The sequence below is a fragment of the Terriglobia bacterium genome, assembly GCA_036496425.1.
Taxonomy (GTDB): Bacteria; Acidobacteriota; Terriglobia; order 20CM-2-55-15; family 20CM-2-55-15; genus 20CM-2-55-15.
Genome location: DASXLG010000370.1, coordinates 1 through 17706, shown reverse-complemented (window position 1 = coordinate 17706; position 17706 = coordinate 1). Strand labels below are relative to the sequence as shown.

Genomic DNA, 17706 nt, shown 5'->3' with positions numbered 1-17706 from the left:
ACGGGGAGTCTTCGACGGAACAAGACCGGTGTACGGACCGGCCAGCGGACTCGGTTGGCCGATGCACTATCGGTATCCGCCATTATTCCTTCTCCTGTTCGCTCCGTTCGCGATGTTGCCGCTGGGTTGGGGAGCCGCCGTTTGGGTTCTGTTAAAGGTAGCCGTTCTCGTGTGGCTGGTTCGAGCGCTGCAAAAAGCTGGAGTCTGGCCCCACAACTCTTCATTTATTCATGTCTTGCCATGCCTTCTTTTCATTGCTCCGTATATTGTTGAGGAATTCAGATACGGCAATGCCCAATTCTTCGTCTTTGCTTTGACGGCTGCCGGACTCCTGCTGGCCGGCGCGGCGCCCCTTCCGGCGGCGGGTTCTCTTGCGTTAGCGATAAGTATTAAGGTCTGGCCGTTGTTCTTTATTCCCTATCTGGCGGCAGGACGGCATTGGAGGGTTGTTTCGTACACCATGATCATTGTCCTGGCGCTCACCTTCCTGCCTTCCTTTTATTTCGGTGTGGCGGGCAATGTGGGCCTCCTCCACCAATGGTTCACACAGGAATTCCACACCCAGCTGAACGAAAACGAAATCTGGTTCCCCAATCAGTCGCTGCGCGGATTTTTGATGCGGTACCTGACGGTTGTCGACTATTCGCAGGTGCCGGACGGGAACTATCCCCAGGTGAACATCACGACGGTGAACCCGGCATCGATCCGGCTGCTTTGGATGATCATCGCGGGGACGCTATATGGCGGCTTTCTCCTCCTCGTCTTCAGTCGAAAAAACGGTCCCGCCCCCGTCGATCATGCCCTGGCGTTCTGCCTCCTGGCCTTGCTCGAGCCATTCACGCAGAAGTATGCCCTCGCAGTGCTTTTGTGGCCTGCGCTGGCAGCGGCGGCCTTTATGAAAGACCGGCGGATTCGCATCCTTATTTATTGTGCGGCGGTCCTCGCGCTCATCCAGCCGTTGGCGCCAGGCGCGGCAACGCAACGGCTGCTGCAGGTGCTCGGTCTGGATTTCGGTGCGGCAACCCTGCTCACTGCGGGCCTTTTCATCGGCCGTCAGACCAGATCCGTAACGACAGTTTAACAATCAGGTACTACAATGATGGTTTCGTGAAGGAGATCCGTTAAGTTCATGCCGACCATTGCGGCGATCGATGTCGGGAGCAATGCAATTCGCCTCGCGATCGCAAATGTAACAGCGAACGGCGAATATCAGACACTATTCAACCTCCGCGAACCGGTGCGGCTTGGGCAGGACGTCTTCACCAAGGGCACCATTTCGACCCAAACCATCGACCGCGCTTTGCAGGCCTTCATCGATTTCAAGCAGAAACTGGACGAGCAGGCGGTGACGCACGTCAAAGCGATCGGCACCAGCGCCTTGCGCGAGGCGACAAACCGGGACTCCCTTCTGAAAAGCGTAGCCAAAGCCACCGGCATCGAGATCTCGATTATCGGCGGCGAGGAAGAAGCCAGGCTGATTCACCAGGCGGTCAAGCAGACGATCAATCTGAAAAATAAAGTGGCGCTGCTTGTGGACATCGGAGGAGGCAGCGTTGAGGTAGTCCTCGCCGACGACACGACGGTTCTCTGTACGGAAAGCTATTCGATGGGCAGCGTCCGTCTGCTCAAGATTCTTGACGAAAAAGCCGGCGAGGAACGATTCCACCAGCTCGTCACCGAATATGTCGATGCGACACAACGGCGTCTGAAGCAGGAGATCGGAAACCAGAAGATCGATATCTGCATCGGCACCGGCGGAAGCATCGAATCGCTGGGAGATCTTCGAAGAGAGTTATTCGATAAAAATAACAACCAGAAGATCACTGTCGACGAATTGAAATCCCTCGTCAAGAAGTTGCGCGGGATGACGGTCGATGAACGGATACAACAACTGCGGCTCAGACCGGACCGCGCGGATGTCATCGTACCGGCGGCGATCGTTCTGCAGAAAATCGTCCAGGAAGCCGGCGTCGCGGAAGTGATAATTCCCGGAATCGGCCTGAAAGACGGCGTCCTGCTGGAAAGCATTTCCGAGCTTCGCGACCGCGAAAAGCGGTCGTACCGCGGCCAGGTGATCGAGTCGGCGCGGCGGCTGGGGCGCAAATACTATTTCGACGAGAAGCACGGCGCCATTGTCGGCAAACTGGCTGTGCAGATTTTCGACCAGATGAAGCCGATCCATGGACTGGACGACGAAGCGCGATTGATCCTGGAGGTTGCGGCGCTTCTTCATGATATCGGCCACTATGTGAACGTCGCGAACCATCACAAACATACCTTTTATCTGATCCAGTCCAGCCCGTTGATCGGATTGACAGCGCTGCAGATGGATATGGTCGCCAATGTCGCGCGGTATCACCGGAAGTCGCCGCCTAAAACGCAGCACAAACCGTATGAGGATCTGGCGCCCAAACAGCGGATCATCATTTCGCAGCTGGCGGCGATTCTGCGTCTTGCGGACGCGCTCGACCACGATCACGCCTCGACGGTCGAAAGCGTGGAAGTCGAATACAAACGGCCGCGCTTTATATTCCGCCTGAAAGGCAAAGGCGACATGCTGCTGGAAAAGTGGGCGCTGGCGGCCAAGCGCGACCTTTTCGAAAGTGTTTTTGATGCGACCGTCGTTGTGGAGGATGTTGCAAGCTGATGACTGAAGCGCAAAAACAGGAAATTCCGGGAAAGCTCATTGCCGTCGAGGGGCTGGACGGCTCCGGTAAATCCACGCAGGTATATCTGCTCAAACGATGGCTCGAGCTCGACGGCTATAAAGTTTTCTTCACCGAATGGAATTCGTCGGCGATCGTCAAAAAAGCGACCAGAAAGGGAAAGAAACGGCAGCTGCTGACCTCAACGACTTTCTCGTTGATCCATAGCACGGACTTCGCGGACCGCTATGAGCGGCAGATCCTGCCGTTGCTGAAGGCCGGCTATCTGGTGCTCGCCGATCGTTACATCTTCACGGCATTTGCGCGCGATGCGGTGCGAGGCGTCGACCGCGCCTGGATCCGCAAACTTTACAGCTACGCGCTGAAACCCGACCTGACATTCTATTTCGATGTTCCACTCAAAACCGCTCTGGGCCGGATTCTGGACGGACGCACCCGCATCAAGTACCACGAGGCCGGCATGGACATGGGTTTTTCCACGGATCCCAATGAGAGCTTTCGTATCTTCCAGGGACGGATTCACCGCGAATACCGGCGGATGATCCGCGAATACGACTTTATCCGTATCGACGCCGAGGACCCGCCCGACGTTCAACAAACGAAAGTACGGGACATCGTCGAAAGCAGGGTCGATCTTCCGCGATACCGCTGGCACGGCCCCATGTACCCGCGGCACATTGATTAGCGATGCTGAAGCCCAAACGATTTTACGGAAAAGGCATACCTGGCGTCGTTCTGGACGAACTCAAAGGGCAGCTGATCGTGGTCGAGGGCGCCGACGGATCCGGCCGCTCGACACAAATCGATCTACTCAAGAACTGGCTGGAGCGGCGAGGCTATCCCACTGCCAATGTCGGGTTGAAACGGTCGATGCTCGTCAGCGGAGAGCTGGAAAAGGCCATGCAGGGCAATATTCTCGGCACCCGCACGCTCAGCCTGTTTTATGCGACCGACTTTGCGGACCAGCTCGAAAACCGGATCATTCCGGCCCTTCGCTCAGGCTTCATCGTGCTGGCCGACCGGTATATCTATACGCTGATGGCCCGCGCCATCGTGCGCGGCGTCGAACCCTCCTGGATACGGGACGTGTACAGCATCGCGTTGATTCCGAACGCCGTCTTTCACCTGACTGTCAGTCCCAGAATACTGGTCGAAAGAAATCTCAGGAAGCATGCCGCCCTCGATTACTGGGAGTCCGGGATGGACATGCACCGGTCCTCGAACATGTATGCCAGTTTTATCGAGTATCAGCGGCTGATCCAGAAAGAATTCAAAACGATGCAGGAGCACTACGGATTCGAAGCCATCAACGGAAACCGATCCCCACGCGCCATTCAGCACGAGCTGCGCGCAAAGGTCGAAGTCATTCTCAACGGCAAGGCCAATCACCGCGAAGAGGAACGCGATGAACCAGACTATTCGGAAAGAATTACTCGCTCAGTTACAACACTTACGGACGGAGACGAAGGAGATCGGCCGGCTGTACGTCGCCAACCTGCAGCGCGACATCGTCCAGCTCATTGAGTTCCTGAACGAGAACCAGGAAACCGGAACCCGGCCGCGCACGATAAATCCTATTTTGGCGGAGATGAAAAATACGCTCGATGCCCTCAATTTGAAACCGGAGAAAGGACGGCGAAAGGATCTCCGGCGCATTGAACAGGCTGTGCGGGTGATGAGGAAGACCGTACTGTCCAATAAGGGGGGCGACTGATGGAGCTATACATTCTTCGGCACGGCATTGCTGTCGAGAGAGGAACCCCCGGCTACAAAAAAGACAGCGACCGTCCGCTGACGCCGGAGGGCGAAGACAAGATGCGCCAGATCGCGGACGCGATGCGCGGTATGGACTTGAAGTTCGATCTGATCCTCTCAAGTCCCTATGTGAGAACCGAGCAGACCGCCAAGATCGTGGCCGGCGAGCTCGACGAAAAAGTGACTTTTACCGAGTTTCTGAAACCGGCAGGGAACGCGCTCGAACTCATCGGCGAAATCAACGACGACAAGCCGCAAACGGTTCTACTCGTCGGTCATGAGCCCGATTTGAGCGGCCTGATTTCCGTTCTCGTTACCGGCGGCAGCGATGCCCGGATCGAGTTGAAAAAGGGCGGCCTGTGCAAGCTCACCACGAACAAACTGGTGTTCCGCCAGTGCGCCACGCTGCACTGGCTGCTTACCCCGAAACAGTTGCGAGAGCTTCGGTAAGGGGAAAAACCTTTATTGGAAATTGCATCATTCGAGATTTTTTCATTGCTGAATTTGAAATGCGGGAAACCTGCTCCTCAAATCTAGAAATGAAACAACCTCTAATGATGCAACTTCCAATAGATTCCCCCCCCACGCCTACACCGGCAGATGAATCGTAAACGTCGAGCCCGCCCCCAGCCGGCTGGTGACCGTGATCGAACCACCCTGGCTTTCGATGGCGTGCTTCACGATGGAGAGTCCGAGACCGGTGCCGCCGGATTCCCGCGATCGCGCTTTATCGACGCGATAAAAGCGTTCGAAGATGCGCGGCAGCTCTTCCGAAGGAATGCCGTTTCCGGTGTCGGAGACCGCAAGGCGGAGGATTTCCGCCTGCACCTCGGCCGAGATGCGAATTTCTCCGCCGGGTTTGTTGTAGTGAATCGCATTATCGATCAGGTTCGTGAGAGCCGTTGCGAGCCGCGAGCGATCGGCAAGAACCTGGACATGTTCACACTCGACGGAAGGGTGAATCTTGCTTTCCTGAAGGGTCTTGGTGCGCGTCGCGAGTTGTTCATCAATCAACATCTTCAGCTCGAATTGTTCTCTTTTTGCCGGCATTTCGGCCTCAAGCCGGGCAAGTGTCAACAGGTCGCTGACGAGGGTTTCAAGGTGCCGCGCATTCCGTTCAATCGTTGACAGGAAGTCCACGGCGATCTTCGGATGATCCTTGGCGCCCGAGAGGAGCGTTTCCGTATAACCACGAATCGACGTGAGCGGCGTCTTGAATTCATGGGAAACGTTGGCGACGAAGTCGCGGCGCATCCGTTCGGTGCGGCGGATATCCGTAAGATCATTGAACACCACCACGACGGAATCGACCTGTCCGCCGGCGTTGGTGACGGGCGCGACGTTCGCCTGCAGGATCCTGTTATTGCCTGCATCGATTTCCAGGACCCGCCGGGCGCCCGTGCCCAGCACGGCATGCACGGCGGCATCCAGCTCCGGCCTTCTCACCACTTCGAGCGTTGTTCTCCTGGAAAGGTCGCGATCCGTTCCGAGGACGCGGCGCAGCGAGCTGTTGGTCAGGGTGATCCTGGCCTCCCGATCGAGCACCATCACGCCCTGCTCCATCGCCTCCAGAATCAGCTCGAGCTGTTGTTTCCCGTCCGACAGCGCCTGAATTTTCCCGCTCAGCGTCTGCGCCATCGTATTGAGCGATGTTCCGAGCGCCGCAATTTCCTCGTCTCCGGTTATAGGCAGCCGCTGATCCAGATGGCCTGCAGCCAGTTTTCGGGAAACGACTGAAATCCTGCGCAACGGCCGGGCGACGATGATGCGCACGCCGTAACCGAACGTGAAAGTGAGGCTGACGGCCACGATGATGACCAGCGCGAGCTGCGCGGAACTCAGGAAGAACGCGAGAAAAAAGGAAAGAACAAGTACCAGGAGCAGGTTCCAGGCTACCAGACGCGAATGAAGCCGGAACGCCATAGGCTAGCCGTCGGCCCCTTGTGCCAGACGGTAACCGACGCTGCGCACGGTTTCGACCAGATCACCCTCAGCGCCGAGTTTTTCGCGCAGCCGGCGGACGTGGGTGTCCAGCGTTCGGGAAGTCGCATCGCCGTGATACCCCCATACCTTATCCATCAGGAATTCGCGCGTCAGCACATTGCCCCCGGCGCGCATCAATTCATACAGAAGGTCGAATTCCTTGGCGGTGAGCACGACCGGCGTATCGCCGACGAGCACCTGGCGGCGTTGGGGAAGCAGCTGAATGGTCCCGGCCCGCAAGGTCTCCGTCCGGCCATCTCCCACGCGCCGGAAAATAGACTTCACGCGCAACACCAGTTCGCGCGGGCTGAACGGTTTCATGACGTAATCGTCGGCCCCAAGTTCGAATCCGACGACGCGGTCGATCTCGTCGCCGCGGGCGGTCAGCATGATGATGGGAATGCGGCGGGAATTTTCCCGCTGCCGGAGAGTGCGGCAAACCTCCATGCCGTCGATGTCGGGCATCATGACGTCGAGAATGATCAGATCCGGAGGATTCTGCTGGACGGCTTCCAGCGCGGTTCGCCCGCTCGACGCAGCCGTTACCTGAAAGCCGGCCTGGCTGAGGTTATAGCTGACAAGACGTTGGATGTCGGGGTCATCGTCCACGATCAAGACGCGTTCCATGCCGGATATCCTGGCCTCTCACAAGGAAAATGACCATTTCCGCGATATTTGCCGAATGGTCACCGACCCGCTCAAGATGTTTTGCAATGAAAATCAGTTTTATGGCGCGTGAAATGGACCGTGGATCCTCAAGCATGTAAGTCAGGAGCTCTCGAAAAATCTGCTCGTAAAGATCGTCCACTACGTTGTCGTTGATGATGACTTTCTCAGCCAGTTCGGCATCCGAATTCACGAACGCATCGAGGCTCTCTTTCAAAATCCTCTGGGCCGCCTCCGCCATGATCGGAAGGTCCACCAGCCGCTTGAGTTCAGGCTCCTGTATGAGTTCCATCGCGCGTTCGCCAATGTTGACCGCGATATCGCCGATCCGCTCGATGTCTTTAACGATCTTCAAAGCGGTGGCGATAAAGCGCAGATCCCGTGCCACGGGCTGTTCGAGCGCGAGGACCTCGTAACAGAGATTGTCGATTTCGATTTCCAGCTTGTCGATTTCGTCATCGCGGGCGATGACTTCCTCGGCCAGGCTGGGACGCCGGTCCACGAGGGAACGGATCGAGTCCGAAATCATCTGCTCGGCCTTATGGCTCATCATCAGCAGCTTGTCTTTCAGAATACGAAGCTGCTGCTCGTAGTGCTTACTGGTATGTTCACGATCCGGCATAAACGCGACCTCTCTTCACAACTCCCGTTTCATCCAAATCGTCCCGTTATGTAGTCTTCGGTTTCCCGATTCGCCGGCGCCGTAAAAATTCGCTTGGTTTCGTTGAATTCCACCAGCCTTCCGGTCAGGAAAAATCCGGTTTCGTCCGAGATGCGCGCGGCCTGCTGCATGTTATGCGTCACCACGATGATCGTGTAGTCACGCTTCAGGCTGTAAATCAGTTCCTCGATCTTCGCCGTCGAGATCGGATCGAGCGCCGACGCGGGCTCATCCATCAGCAACACTTCGGGCTCGACCGCCAACGCCCGCGCGATACATAGGCGCTGTTGCTGGCCGCCCGACAGCGACATTGCCGAACGCTGCAGCCGGTCCTTGACCTCGTCCCACAACGCCGCCGACGTCAAGCTTTTCTCGACGATCTCGTCGAGCTGCGAGCGCCTCTTCGCGAGTCCGTTGACGCGAACGCCATAAGCAACATTGTCGTATATGGACATGGGAAAAGGATTGGAACGTTGAAAAATCATCCCGACCCGGCGCCGCAGATTAATAACATCCATCTGGTCGCTATAGACGTTTTCGCCGTCCAGTTCGACCTTGCCGTCGAGGCGCGCACCTGGAACAAGATCGTTCATCCGGTTCAACGACCTCAGAAAAGTCGATTTTCCACAGCCCGAAGGCCCGATCAGCGCGGTCACAAACTGGGGCCGAACCTGCATCGAGACGTCATATAGCGCCTGGTTGCTTCCGTAGTAAAAATTCGCGTGCTGGACTTTGATCTTTATGGAGTCGGCCATTGCTTACGGTGGACTGGGGTGGCGCTCGGAGGAACGAACATAACGTCGATATGATACCCGAGAATGTTACAGCGCTGTGAACATCTTGGAAATACAGCAAGACGAAAAGAACGGAAAGTTCACGCAGTTGTTACGAACCCTGGATCGCTTTTGTGGCATTGGATTAGATGTGAAGAAAGTACTGATCGTCGAAGATGAAACCGATCTTGTCAAACTCCTCAAATACAATCTGGAAAAGGAAGGATATAAAGTCGGTTATGCAACCGACGGCGCTATTGCACTGGCCGAGGCACGCCGTGATCCGCCGGACGTCGTTATTCTGGACCTGATGCTGCCGGGACTGGACGGGCTCGAAGTCTGCCGCCAATTGCGGCGCAACGATCAATTCACCCGCACTCCGATTCTCATTTTATCGGCCCGAAGCGAAGAAGCGGATCGCATCGTCGGCCTCGAGCTCGGCGCGGACGATTACGTCACCAAGCCGTTCAGCACGCGGGAAGTCATTGCACGCGTGCGCGCGCTTCTCCGCCGCAACGAACCCGCCGGGCCGCCGCGCTCGAAAGTCAACCGCGGCGACATCGTTATCGATCCGACCGCGCATAGCGTCGTGGTCGGCGGAAAAGCCGTAGAGTTGAGCGCCCTCGAGTTCAAGCTCCTGCACTATATGGCGCTACACCCTGGAATGGTGTTCTCCCGGGACCAACTGCTCGACGGTGTCTGGGGAAACGACCGGTCCGTCACGCCTCGAAGCGTCGATGTTTATGTTCGCCGCATTCGCGAAAAGATTGAAATGCGGCCGCAGCAGCCGTCATACGTCCAGACCGTTCATGGTGTGGGTTACCGCTTCGCCACGAGAGGCGAAGAACAGTAAGGCAGGAAAACCTTTATTGAAGGTTGGCACGTTTGCAGGCACCCGATAGACAGAGAATGGACACTCCGGCACCAGTTGCACAGGGCGCGTCGTCTCGCGCTCACGTCTCCAGACCGCTGCTTCACCGCGGCGACCAGGTCGCGTATCTGGTGACACTGCTCTTCGCGGCCATCATCATCCTCATAACGGCACTGCTGTTTTTCAAGCTGTACAGCGACGCGGCAGCCACGCGCCAGAAGTTCGGATGGCATTTTCTGACAGGCACCACCTGGGATCCTGTCGCGCTGGACTTCGGCGCACTGCCGTTTATATACGGAACCCTGGTCACGTCGGCACTGTCGCTGATCATCGGAGTTCCGCTGGGCATCGGCGCTGCGATCTTCCTGGCGGAGCTGGCGCCTCTGGGGCTGTCGGACGCCCTCGCATTCATCATTGAGTTACTGGCGGCCGTGCCCAGCGTGATTTATGGCCTGCTCGCGATTTTCACTCTCGTGCCGTTTGTGCGCGACGATGTGTCTCCGGTTTTAAAGGGAACTCTCGGCTTTCTTCCGATTTTTCAAGGACCGGCCTACGGCGTAAGCCTTCTTGCCGCGGGCTGCATTCTTGCGATCATGATTTTGCCGTTCATCATCTCGATCTCGCGGGAAGTGCTTCTGGCCGTTCCGCGGGAACAGCGGGAAGCGTCGCTGGCGCTGGGAGCGACGCGTTGGGAAACCGCCTGGCATGTCGTCATGCCCTACGCAAAGACCGGAGTCATCGGCTCGGTCTTTCTCGCTCTGGCGCGCGCGCTCGGAGAAACGATGGCCGTCACCATGGTCATCGGCAATGACCCCAAAATAAACTTCTCGCTGTTTGCGCCCGGGTATTCGATTGCCGCCGCGGTGGCCAATGAATTCAGCGAGGCAACGAGTAACATGCATGTGGCGGCGTTGATTGAGCTGGGATTCGTTCTCTTCGTCATAACGATTATCGTCAATGCGGTCGCCCGCATGCTGATCCTGGCGATGGGCAGAAAGAGTTCCGCCGCATGATCCCGCTCAGAACCCGCAGAAAAGCGGTCAACATCCTGATGTTCACACTGACCGGAGTGTGCACGCTGATCGCGGTAGCGGTGCTGTTTTTCATTCTGGGTTACCTGCTCTGGCGCGGCGGACACGCCTTGAGTTACAACTTCTTCACGAAACTGCCTGCGCCGATCGGCGAAACCGGAGGCGGGTTCGCAAACGCGATCCTGGGGAGCGCGAAGCTGCTGCTGCTTGCAGGCCTGATCGGCATCCCGATCGGTTTTCTCGCCGGCGTCTACATTGCAGAATTCGCAGGATCGACAACCGCCTTCGTAGTGCGATACACAACCGACCTTCTGAATGGCGTGCCGTCGATCGTCATGGGCATTTTTGCCTATGCGATTGTCGTGGTGCCGATGGGGCATTTCTCGACTTTTGCGGGCGGAGTCGCGCTGGGCGTCATGATGATTCCCATCACCGTTCGCAGCACCGAACAATTCCTCCGTGCGGTTCCGAACACGTTGCGGGAAGGCGCCCTCGCGCTGGGTGCGACGAAATGGAGGGCGGTGGCAACGGTGGTTATCCCTGCCGCGCTGCCGGGTATCACGACAGGCATCATGCTTGCGCTGGCGCGCGTCGCGGGCGAAGCAGCGCCTCTTTTGTTCACGGCCTTTGGCAATCAGTTCTGGAGTCCGGGCTGGAATCAGCCGACGGCTTCCTTGCCCGATACGATCTACAAGTACGCCACATCCGCCTACGAGGAATATCACGAGCAGGCATGGGCCGCGGGATTAGTCCTCCTCATGCTCGTTCTGGCCATCAACATCATTTCCCGTTTTATTCTCCGCCGGCAAATTCACGTTAGCCGCGGCTGATGAATACGCGGCACAATAGCCGCGTATGAACATTCTGCAAAGCACACGGCAGTACGAGGGGTGGCTGGCGTCGCATACATCCGTCGTCAAGGCCGACCTTGCTTATAAACATGCGCAGATGAAGCGCGCGATTTTCCCCTTCATGCGCGCGACATTCTACCGCTGGGTCCAACTCTGGAATGATCATTGTAACGAAATCGCCGTTGCACCCGGGGTTCTCGGCGTAGGCGATCTCCATGTCGAAAACTTCGGGACATGGAGAGACGCCGAAGGACGCCTGATCTGGGGAGTCAACGATTTCGACGAAGCGTGCGAACTTCCCTACACGAACGATCTCGTCCGTCTCACGACAAGCGTTCACCTGGCCATACGCGACCAGCACTTGAAGGTCCGGCGGCGGGAGGCCGCCGCGCTGATTCTCGAGGGCTATGCCCAGACGCTGAGCCATGGCGGCCGGCCCTTTGTGCTTGATGAAGAACACCAGTTTCTCCGCAATATCGCGCACGCGGAATTGCGCGATCCGGTGCATTTTTGGGGATCAATGAGGAAGCTTCCGAAATTCAAAGGCAGCCTCTCAAAAGATCAGCTCGCCGCCTTGGAGTTGCTCTTACCGCAACCGGCCACGCCCTTCTATGTTGTCGCCCGGCGCGCCGGCCTGGGCAGTCTCGGACGCGTCCGGCTGGTCGCGATCACAAGCTGGCGTGGCGGCCTTGTCGCAAGAGAGATAAAGGCTTTTCTGCCCTCCGCGTGGAACCTCCAGAGGAGTCTTTATCCCGAGATCCTCGCCAAAGCAGTCCGCATGCCGGATCCTTTTGTCCGCATCGCCGGGAAATGGGTGGTTCGCCGGCTTGCCCCCGATTGCTCACGGATTGAACTGACCTCGCTTCCCAAAAAACGGGACGAGGCGCATCTGCTCCACGCGATGGGATCCGAAACAGCGAATATCCACCTCGGCACTCATGAAGCGGTCAAGGCCATCCGCCGTGATCTCGATCGCCGGCCCGCATCCTGGCTGCATGACGCCGCCAAGAGAATGAGCAAGGCGTTGATCGAAGACTGGAAGACTTTCGAGGAGCATTCGTGATAACCGATTTTTTCAGTCGAACTAATTGTCCTGCCGGGCGAGATACTGAGGCAGTTCGGGATTGGAGATGACGATTGTGGCGTCTTCCACCTGGATGGGCTCTCGCGGCATCTTCACCCGTCCGGTAGGGGCGCTGAGGCCTTCCGGAAGGCTGCGCGATGGAATGATGTTGAACAGCAATTCTCCGGCGGGGAGGTTGCGCAACACGAAACTGCCATCCGGACCCGTTGTCGCGATGCTGTCGCCGATCTGGAGTTGCACGCCGGCCAAAGGCCGCGGGGCGGGCGGGTTTTCCGGAGCGCTGTTGCCATTACTGCCGTTGGCGATTTCGCCGGACGTCGTTTTTAGATAGATATGTCCTGCTATGGACCGCAGGGCCCGCACCGGTATGTCCTGGACGACAGATGTCACAGGATCCACGTGTATGTGTATTGGTTCGTCGGAAGCCAGAAAATTCGCCGGCAGCGTGCTGCGATCGAGCGTCAATTCGTAATCGCCAGGAACGATGTCATACAGGCCGTAGTCGCCGGATCCATCCGTCATCAGCTCGCGGGTAAGACCGTTTCCGGTCAGGGTCAAACGGACGCTATGCATTCCATTCGCATCCGGCTGCCGCTGCCCGTCGATAAGGTAGTCATTATAGACGTTGCCCGTGAGGCGGGCGAAATTCACCACACCGAAATCGGCCTGCGCCAGGCGGTCCTCGAACAGGTCCAGCTTCAAGTCCGAGGGACCCGTCAGACGCACGGCATGTTCGAATTGCCCGGTCGAGATGTGGACCTGATAGAAGTCCGGTGCGAGTCCGGGAAATTCAAAGCGTCCTTCGGCATCGGTGACGACGCTCTTACCCTTGTCGATCTCGACGCGGATACCGGAGAGGCCGGGCTCGCCCGGATTGTAGACGCCGTCCAGATTCACATCGCGGAACACGCGCCCCCGGATCGTACTTTTCTGAGCACCGATAAGCCATGATGGGCCGCCCGAAAAAGTTTTCTGAAAACCGCCGGCGATGACGGTTGCGCGATTGAAACTCTGCTTCGTCGGATCGTAAAAGAAAGAATTGGAAAGCGACGATGTCAATTGGAGGCCGTGGCCAAGCTGATACGAAAGCGCGTAACCAAAGAGTTGCGAGCTCGAACTTCCTACGACGCTTGTCGAATCCCTGGAATAACCGCCGGTCGGGCTGATACTGAGCTGCCCGATACGGAACTGTCCGGTTACAGTGATCTGCGTGCTGGAGGGCGTCAGGTTGTCGAGCAATGCCCGGACATTCGCGGGGAACTGAGCCGACTGTACGAAACCCGCGGGATTCAGCAGGAAGGCCTGCTGAAGCTCCGGAGGCAAGGCGCTGATGTCCTGATTCAGTAGCGTCACCAGCGACGAATCGGTCTTCACGTGTTCGGCGCTGAGAGTGAGCGATCCGCTCTCTCCTATGGGAAAGGTCAGACCTTCGCGAAAAGTGTAATCCGAATGGCTGTTCAGACGTCCCGGATCGGTCAGATAGTTGAGCGTGAACTGAGCGGTATTCGAAACCCGCGGCCCGAACATCGAATGGTATGAAAGATCGAGTCTCTGAGTATCCGACGGTGGCAGCGCCGTACCGGCGGGTAGCGCTCCCTGCGCATTATGACTGTACGTGTGGTTGAGGGTGATCGATTGTCTGGCCGAAATGCCCAGGTTGAGGTTCGAGCTGTAGTACATGGTCGCCGCGGAAACCGGAGAAAAAACGGACGAACCGTTCGCGCTGTACTGGAAGAAAACAGAAGCCGCGAGGCGCTGCGTGACACGCACCGTGGTGTTGGCGCTGATGGACGATCCGCCGGCGAAAAGAAGCTGAAGCTGGTTCAGCGGAAAAGCCGCCGATGAGCGGGTCCCGGACAGAAACGCGTTGACGCGCGGGCTCGTGTACGCGACCGTTCCCTGGGCAAGCAGTCCGCGCGTGCTGGCGCCGGAGCTTCCCTGCACTGCCCATCGGGTGTTCGGCCGGTAAGAAAAGCCCAGGGTCTCAAAAGCGCTGTTCTCGCGTTTACTCGAAGTCAACAGTCCCGACACCGGTGAGTTTACCCATGCAACTGTCGAATAAAGCGAAAGCGAGCTGCTCCGTTTTCGCGTGAAATTCATTCCCGCGATATCCCTGGTACCGGTAAGGCTCGCGAAATACGAAGGAATGGTCGTGCCTGCAAATGTTTCGAATTGATCCGTGCCGCGCCGAAGCGTAACGCTCGCGCCGCGAATCGGGTAGGCGTTATACGCGCTATACATCGACACCTTCGCCTCCAGCCCTCCGTTCACGTCGAGAGGGAAATCCAGCAGCGAAAGTTTCATTCTTGGCGAATCGTAGCCCGCCATGAGCGTATTCATGTTGAACCTCGGGATGCCCGAGGCTGTGCCGTCCTGAATTTGGCCGCGGATGGTAAACTGCTGCCCGTCGCTCAGCTGATGCCAGTCAAACTTGTGTGTAAAGAACGTGTTGACGCCTCCAGTCGGGCTTGCGGCGACTTGAACGGCGGAACCGAAAGTCCCGTTGCCTAAGGAATCGAGGGCAGCGCTCGATGGAGACGCGCGCGGAGAGGCCTTGGCCGGCGCGGCTTCCACTTTGAGGCGAACCGTGATGCGGTCGGCGCCCGCCCAGATAAAGGCTACGGTCTCGCCGCGGACCAGGCCGAAGAATTCGACTTTGCCGTTGGAGAATTCGGCGCGAACGATGGAGTCATCGAAAACAACGACATTGGTGACTCCGGGGACCTGGACCGCGACGGATTCCTTCCACTCGATGGTTATGGCCTGAGCGACAGTCTCCTGTGCGTACGCCAGCGTCTCATGGACGGTGGCGCATAGCCAGAGAGCGAGCAGGATCTGAGCGCACTTTTTCATAGATCAGTTTGTGGTTTGCACCAGGTCGACGGCCGCAGGCGCCGGCTTCGGTTTCGGGGAATCGGTAACGGTAAAAGGGATCTCTTTCGTGTCGACTTTATCGGGCCCGTAAACGACGGTCAGGATCGCGGTGTAATCTCCCTTCGGAAGAGCTCCCGCCCACGAAACCGAGAGACGATCCTTCTGCTCCGGAAGAAAACGCTGTATCGCCCCGTCTGATTTCGCGGCCAGCTGGTGATCCGAATTCAGGATTGCGATCTTCGTCTCCGGGAAGATGTGCGTGTTGCTGTTGTTGGCCAGATCGAAATCGAGCTTCAGCGGGTGGGTCGCATCGGGAGGCGTCAGCTGAGGATCCGAAATGTCGATTCCATATTTCTCAGTGTTCTCCGCGCTCAGGAGAATGAGCGAGCCAAGCCGGATATTTGCGAATACAGCCTTGCTCTCCGCAGTCGCGGCCTGGGTCAGCTCCGGCCGTGATTCGAGAAATACGACGCCATAATATCCGCCCGACGCATCGGCAGGCGGCGTGACGACGACTTTGACTTTACCGGTTCCCCCGGCAGGAACCATGACCTGCGGCGGCACGACTTCTATCCAGTTTGCAGCGGACCGCGGCGACGAGCCGGCCGGATTGAACAGCTTCTCGTTCTTCGCGTTGTACCAGAGGTCGGTGATGTTTGCCCGCATCGCTGCCGGCGTCGAACCGGTGTTCGACATCGCGATTTCAAATTGAAACGGCTGTCCCGGCTTGAACCGGTACTGGAACTCGGCGGGTGTCAGACCCAACGACTGAGCTCCGGCAGGCGGCACGCCAGCGCCCAATACAAAGGTTATGCATAGCAAGATCAGATTGCGCTTTTTCATAGTTCCCTCAAGGTGCGGTTAACGTGTACGTCAGGATGGCGCTGGTGGGTGTACCCGTAAAGACGACGCTCGAATTGCCGTTTGCGTTGGAAACAAATAAGCCCAGGTAGCGGGTGATCCCCGTTTTGTTGGCCGCAGGGCTGGAGATCGTGATATTTGCCGGACTCGTAATCTGCGAGTACGGTCCGGCGGGAGCCGCGGAATCCTCCAGGTAAAAGTTCGGGTAGGTCGTCCTTGGAAGAAAATTTCCGTTCACGACGACTGTGCACGGAGTCGTCGTTGTGAAACCCGCAAAGATGGGTGTGATCGTATATGGTGTGGAGTAGAGATACCCGCTGCCGGGTACGCTTGTGGCCGTCAGGCCTGCAGCTGGAGCGATGCCCAGGCCGTTCACGTTTCCAAAATTCATCGTGTTGGAAGTAAAGTTCAGGCCACCGGCAGCCGTACCGAGCCACAACCCCACCGCAGTCTGGGCCGTGATATTCAACGTGAAGTTCTGCGTGCCGGTCATTCCGTTCTTGCTGTTGGTCGAGGAGAAAGTGATGTGAACCGAATCCGCGCCCGAAAAACCGCTGGCTCCACTGGTAGTGGTAACGAATACCCCCAGCCAGACTTCCGTTATGCTGTTGTTGGCTGCCGCAGCGGCAAGGGTGGTGGCAGAAGCGGAATTTGCAGGCAGCTGCGTATAGCTGGCGGACGACGTGCAGCCTGAGGTGCACGTGTAACCCACAAACGCGACAGAATGACTAAAATTGGTGCTGGCATATGCCGTCAGCAGTCCAGTTGCCCCGCCGTTCAGGCCCGTGGCCTTGATATTGATGGGGCTGTAATAGAGGGTTCCCGTGATCGGCGGAATCGCGGGGGGTGCAATCATCGAGACTCCGGCGCTCAGGGCTCCAGCGCCGAGGGCGTCTATATTTCCGAGCGTTCCGGCGTTACCAGCGACCGTAATCCCTCCGGCGCTCGAAAGCGTCAGCCCCGGAGCGCAAAAGGCAGGGATGTTGATTAAGAGAATGAACAGACCGGGAGCTAAATAGCAAAGGGCCGACAAAACCCTTTTGGGAATGAGAGGTACTCGTGTTGAGAAAGTCATCATCATGGTCCCCGATAAATCTCGGGTGCTATATTGCAGGTTGTGTTCCATTTCCGAAGGGCTTCTTTCTAAAGGGTTTTCTACGAATAACGGCGCGTCTGCGTCAAATCGGCAGTCCGGAATGGACGGCTTTTTGACAAGTTCAAAAACACCAAGAACACAATGGCCATGGACGTCAGCAGATCGAGGATTTTCGAACCCGCATAGACCATGGCCATTCCCGCAGGTCTTTCGCTATTGAACGGTAAGTGTGTAAGTGATCGTTGCCGAATCGGCTCCAGTCAAACCGCCGCCGTTAGTCGGGGCAACCGACACACCGACGTAGCGCGTCACGGCCGTAGCGCTCGTTAGACTCGACGGCGATAGCGATGTCGGTGTGCTGGAACTTGTCGACATGGGGGACAGATCGCCGATTGCTGCCGGAGCGGCGGTCGACTGCACGATCGACAGGTTGGCTTTGGCGAATGTGCTCGACACGTATGCAGTCAACGTATTGCTCGTCACCGCCTGGCTGGTGAAGACCGGGGTCAATTGGTAATCCGTGTAATACACGGC

Annotated in this window: 17 protein-coding genes; 9 read left to right on the top strand and 8 right to left on the bottom strand. The window is 57.4% G+C overall.

The genetic code is table 11. The features are described from left to right. The 5 genes from VGK48_27645 to sixA form a co-directional block, all read left to right on the top strand. Window positions 1-1081, top strand: a 1081-nt coding sequence (locus VGK48_27645; GenBank protein HEY2384966.1) for a glycosyltransferase family 87 protein, incomplete at its 5' end; no start/stop codon positions are given. Between the two features lie 48 nt (window positions 1082-1129). Then, window positions 1130-2647 (top strand): Ppx/GppA phosphatase family protein, encoded by a 1518-nt coding sequence (locus tag VGK48_27640; protein ID HEY2384965.1) that lies wholly within the window; start codon window positions 1130-1132, stop codon window positions 2645-2647. Then, window positions 2647-3351 (top strand): dTMP kinase, encoded by a 705-nt coding sequence (tmk, locus tag VGK48_27635; protein ID HEY2384964.1) that lies wholly within the window; start codon window positions 2647-2649, stop codon window positions 3349-3351. Before VGK48_27640 ends, tmk begins: the two co-directional genes overlap by 1 nt. Before the next feature lie 2 nt (window positions 3352-3353). Further along, window positions 3354-4190 carry a thymidylate kinase gene (locus tag VGK48_27630; protein ID HEY2384963.1) on the top strand — a complete coding sequence of 279 codons (837 nt, stop codon included), beginning with the start codon at window positions 3354-3356 and terminating at the stop codon, window positions 4188-4190. A gap of 189 nt (window positions 4191-4379) precedes the next feature. After that, a complete protein-coding gene (gene sixA / locus VGK48_27625; protein HEY2384962.1) occupies window positions 4380-4871 on the top strand; it encodes a phosphohistidine phosphatase SixA in 492 nt (163 codons plus the stop codon). Window positions 4872-5009: 138 nt separating this feature from the next. Here the strand turns inward: sixA and VGK48_27620 are convergent, their stop codons facing one another. From VGK48_27620 to pstB, 4 genes are read right to left on the bottom strand one after another with little or no spacing between them, the layout of a single operon-like run. After that, window positions 5010-6344, bottom strand: a complete 1335-nt coding sequence (locus VGK48_27620; protein HEY2384961.1) for an ATP-binding protein — start codon at window positions 6342-6344, stop codon at window positions 5010-5012. Between the two features lie 3 nt (window positions 6345-6347). Further along, the gene (locus VGK48_27615; GenBank protein HEY2384960.1) at window positions 6348-7031 is read right to left on the bottom strand and encodes a response regulator transcription factor; all 684 of its coding nucleotides are present in this window, start codon (window positions 7029-7031) and stop codon (window positions 6348-6350) included. Next, a complete protein-coding gene (gene phoU / locus VGK48_27610) occupies window positions 7003-7692 on the bottom strand; it encodes a phosphate signaling complex protein PhoU (protein ID HEY2384959.1) in 690 nt (229 codons plus the stop codon). Before phoU ends, VGK48_27615 begins: the two co-directional genes overlap by 29 nt. Before the next feature lie 29 nt (window positions 7693-7721). Then, complete coding sequence (gene pstB, locus VGK48_27605; protein HEY2384958.1) at window positions 7722-8486, bottom strand: phosphate ABC transporter ATP-binding protein PstB; 765 nt, start codon at window positions 8484-8486, stop codon at window positions 7722-7724. A gap of 169 nt (window positions 8487-8655) precedes the next feature. Between pstB and VGK48_27600 the strand changes: the two genes are divergently transcribed. Genes VGK48_27600 through VGK48_27585 form a run of 4 tightly spaced genes read left to right on the top strand, consistent with a single transcriptional unit; the run spans window position 8656 to window position 12320 of the window. After that, complete coding sequence (locus VGK48_27600) at window positions 8656-9357, top strand: response regulator transcription factor (GenBank protein HEY2384957.1); 702 nt, start codon at window positions 8656-8658, stop codon at window positions 9355-9357. A 56-nt stretch (window positions 9358-9413) separates the two neighbouring features. After that, entirely contained in the window at window positions 9414-10388 is a 975-nt protein-coding gene (gene pstC, locus VGK48_27595) for a phosphate ABC transporter permease subunit PstC (protein ID HEY2384956.1), read from the top strand. After that, window positions 10385-11236, top strand: coding sequence for a phosphate ABC transporter permease PstA (gene pstA, locus VGK48_27590; protein HEY2384955.1), 852 nt, complete (start codon window positions 10385-10387; stop codon window positions 11234-11236). The genes pstC and pstA overlap by 4 nt, the downstream gene beginning before the upstream one ends. Window positions 11237-11261: 25 nt before the next feature. After that, window positions 11262-12320: a DUF2252 family protein gene (locus tag VGK48_27585; GenBank protein HEY2384954.1), complete on the top strand. Its 1059-nt coding sequence runs from the start codon at window positions 11262-11264 to the stop codon at window positions 12318-12320. Window positions 12321-12341: 21 nt separating this feature from the next. On the opposite strand, the gene VGK48_27580 is transcribed toward VGK48_27585, so the two are convergent. The 4 genes from VGK48_27580 to VGK48_27565 form a co-directional block, all read right to left on the bottom strand. Then, window positions 12342-15194, bottom strand: a complete 2853-nt coding sequence (locus tag VGK48_27580) for an SdrD B-like domain-containing protein (protein ID HEY2384953.1) — start codon at window positions 15192-15194, stop codon at window positions 12342-12344. A 3-nt stretch (window positions 15195-15197) separates the two neighbouring features. Then, window positions 15198-16058: a hypothetical protein gene (locus tag VGK48_27575; protein ID HEY2384952.1), complete on the bottom strand. Its 861-nt coding sequence runs from the start codon at window positions 16056-16058 to the stop codon at window positions 15198-15200. A 7-nt stretch (window positions 16059-16065) separates the two neighbouring features. Next, the gene (locus VGK48_27570; GenBank protein HEY2384951.1) at window positions 16066-16932 is read right to left on the bottom strand and encodes a hypothetical protein; all 867 of its coding nucleotides are present in this window, start codon (window positions 16930-16932) and stop codon (window positions 16066-16068) included. 453 nt (window positions 16933-17385) lie between these two features. Then, window positions 17386-17706, bottom strand: a 321-nt coding sequence (locus tag VGK48_27565) for a hypothetical protein (GenBank protein HEY2384950.1), incomplete at its 5' end; no start/stop codon positions are given.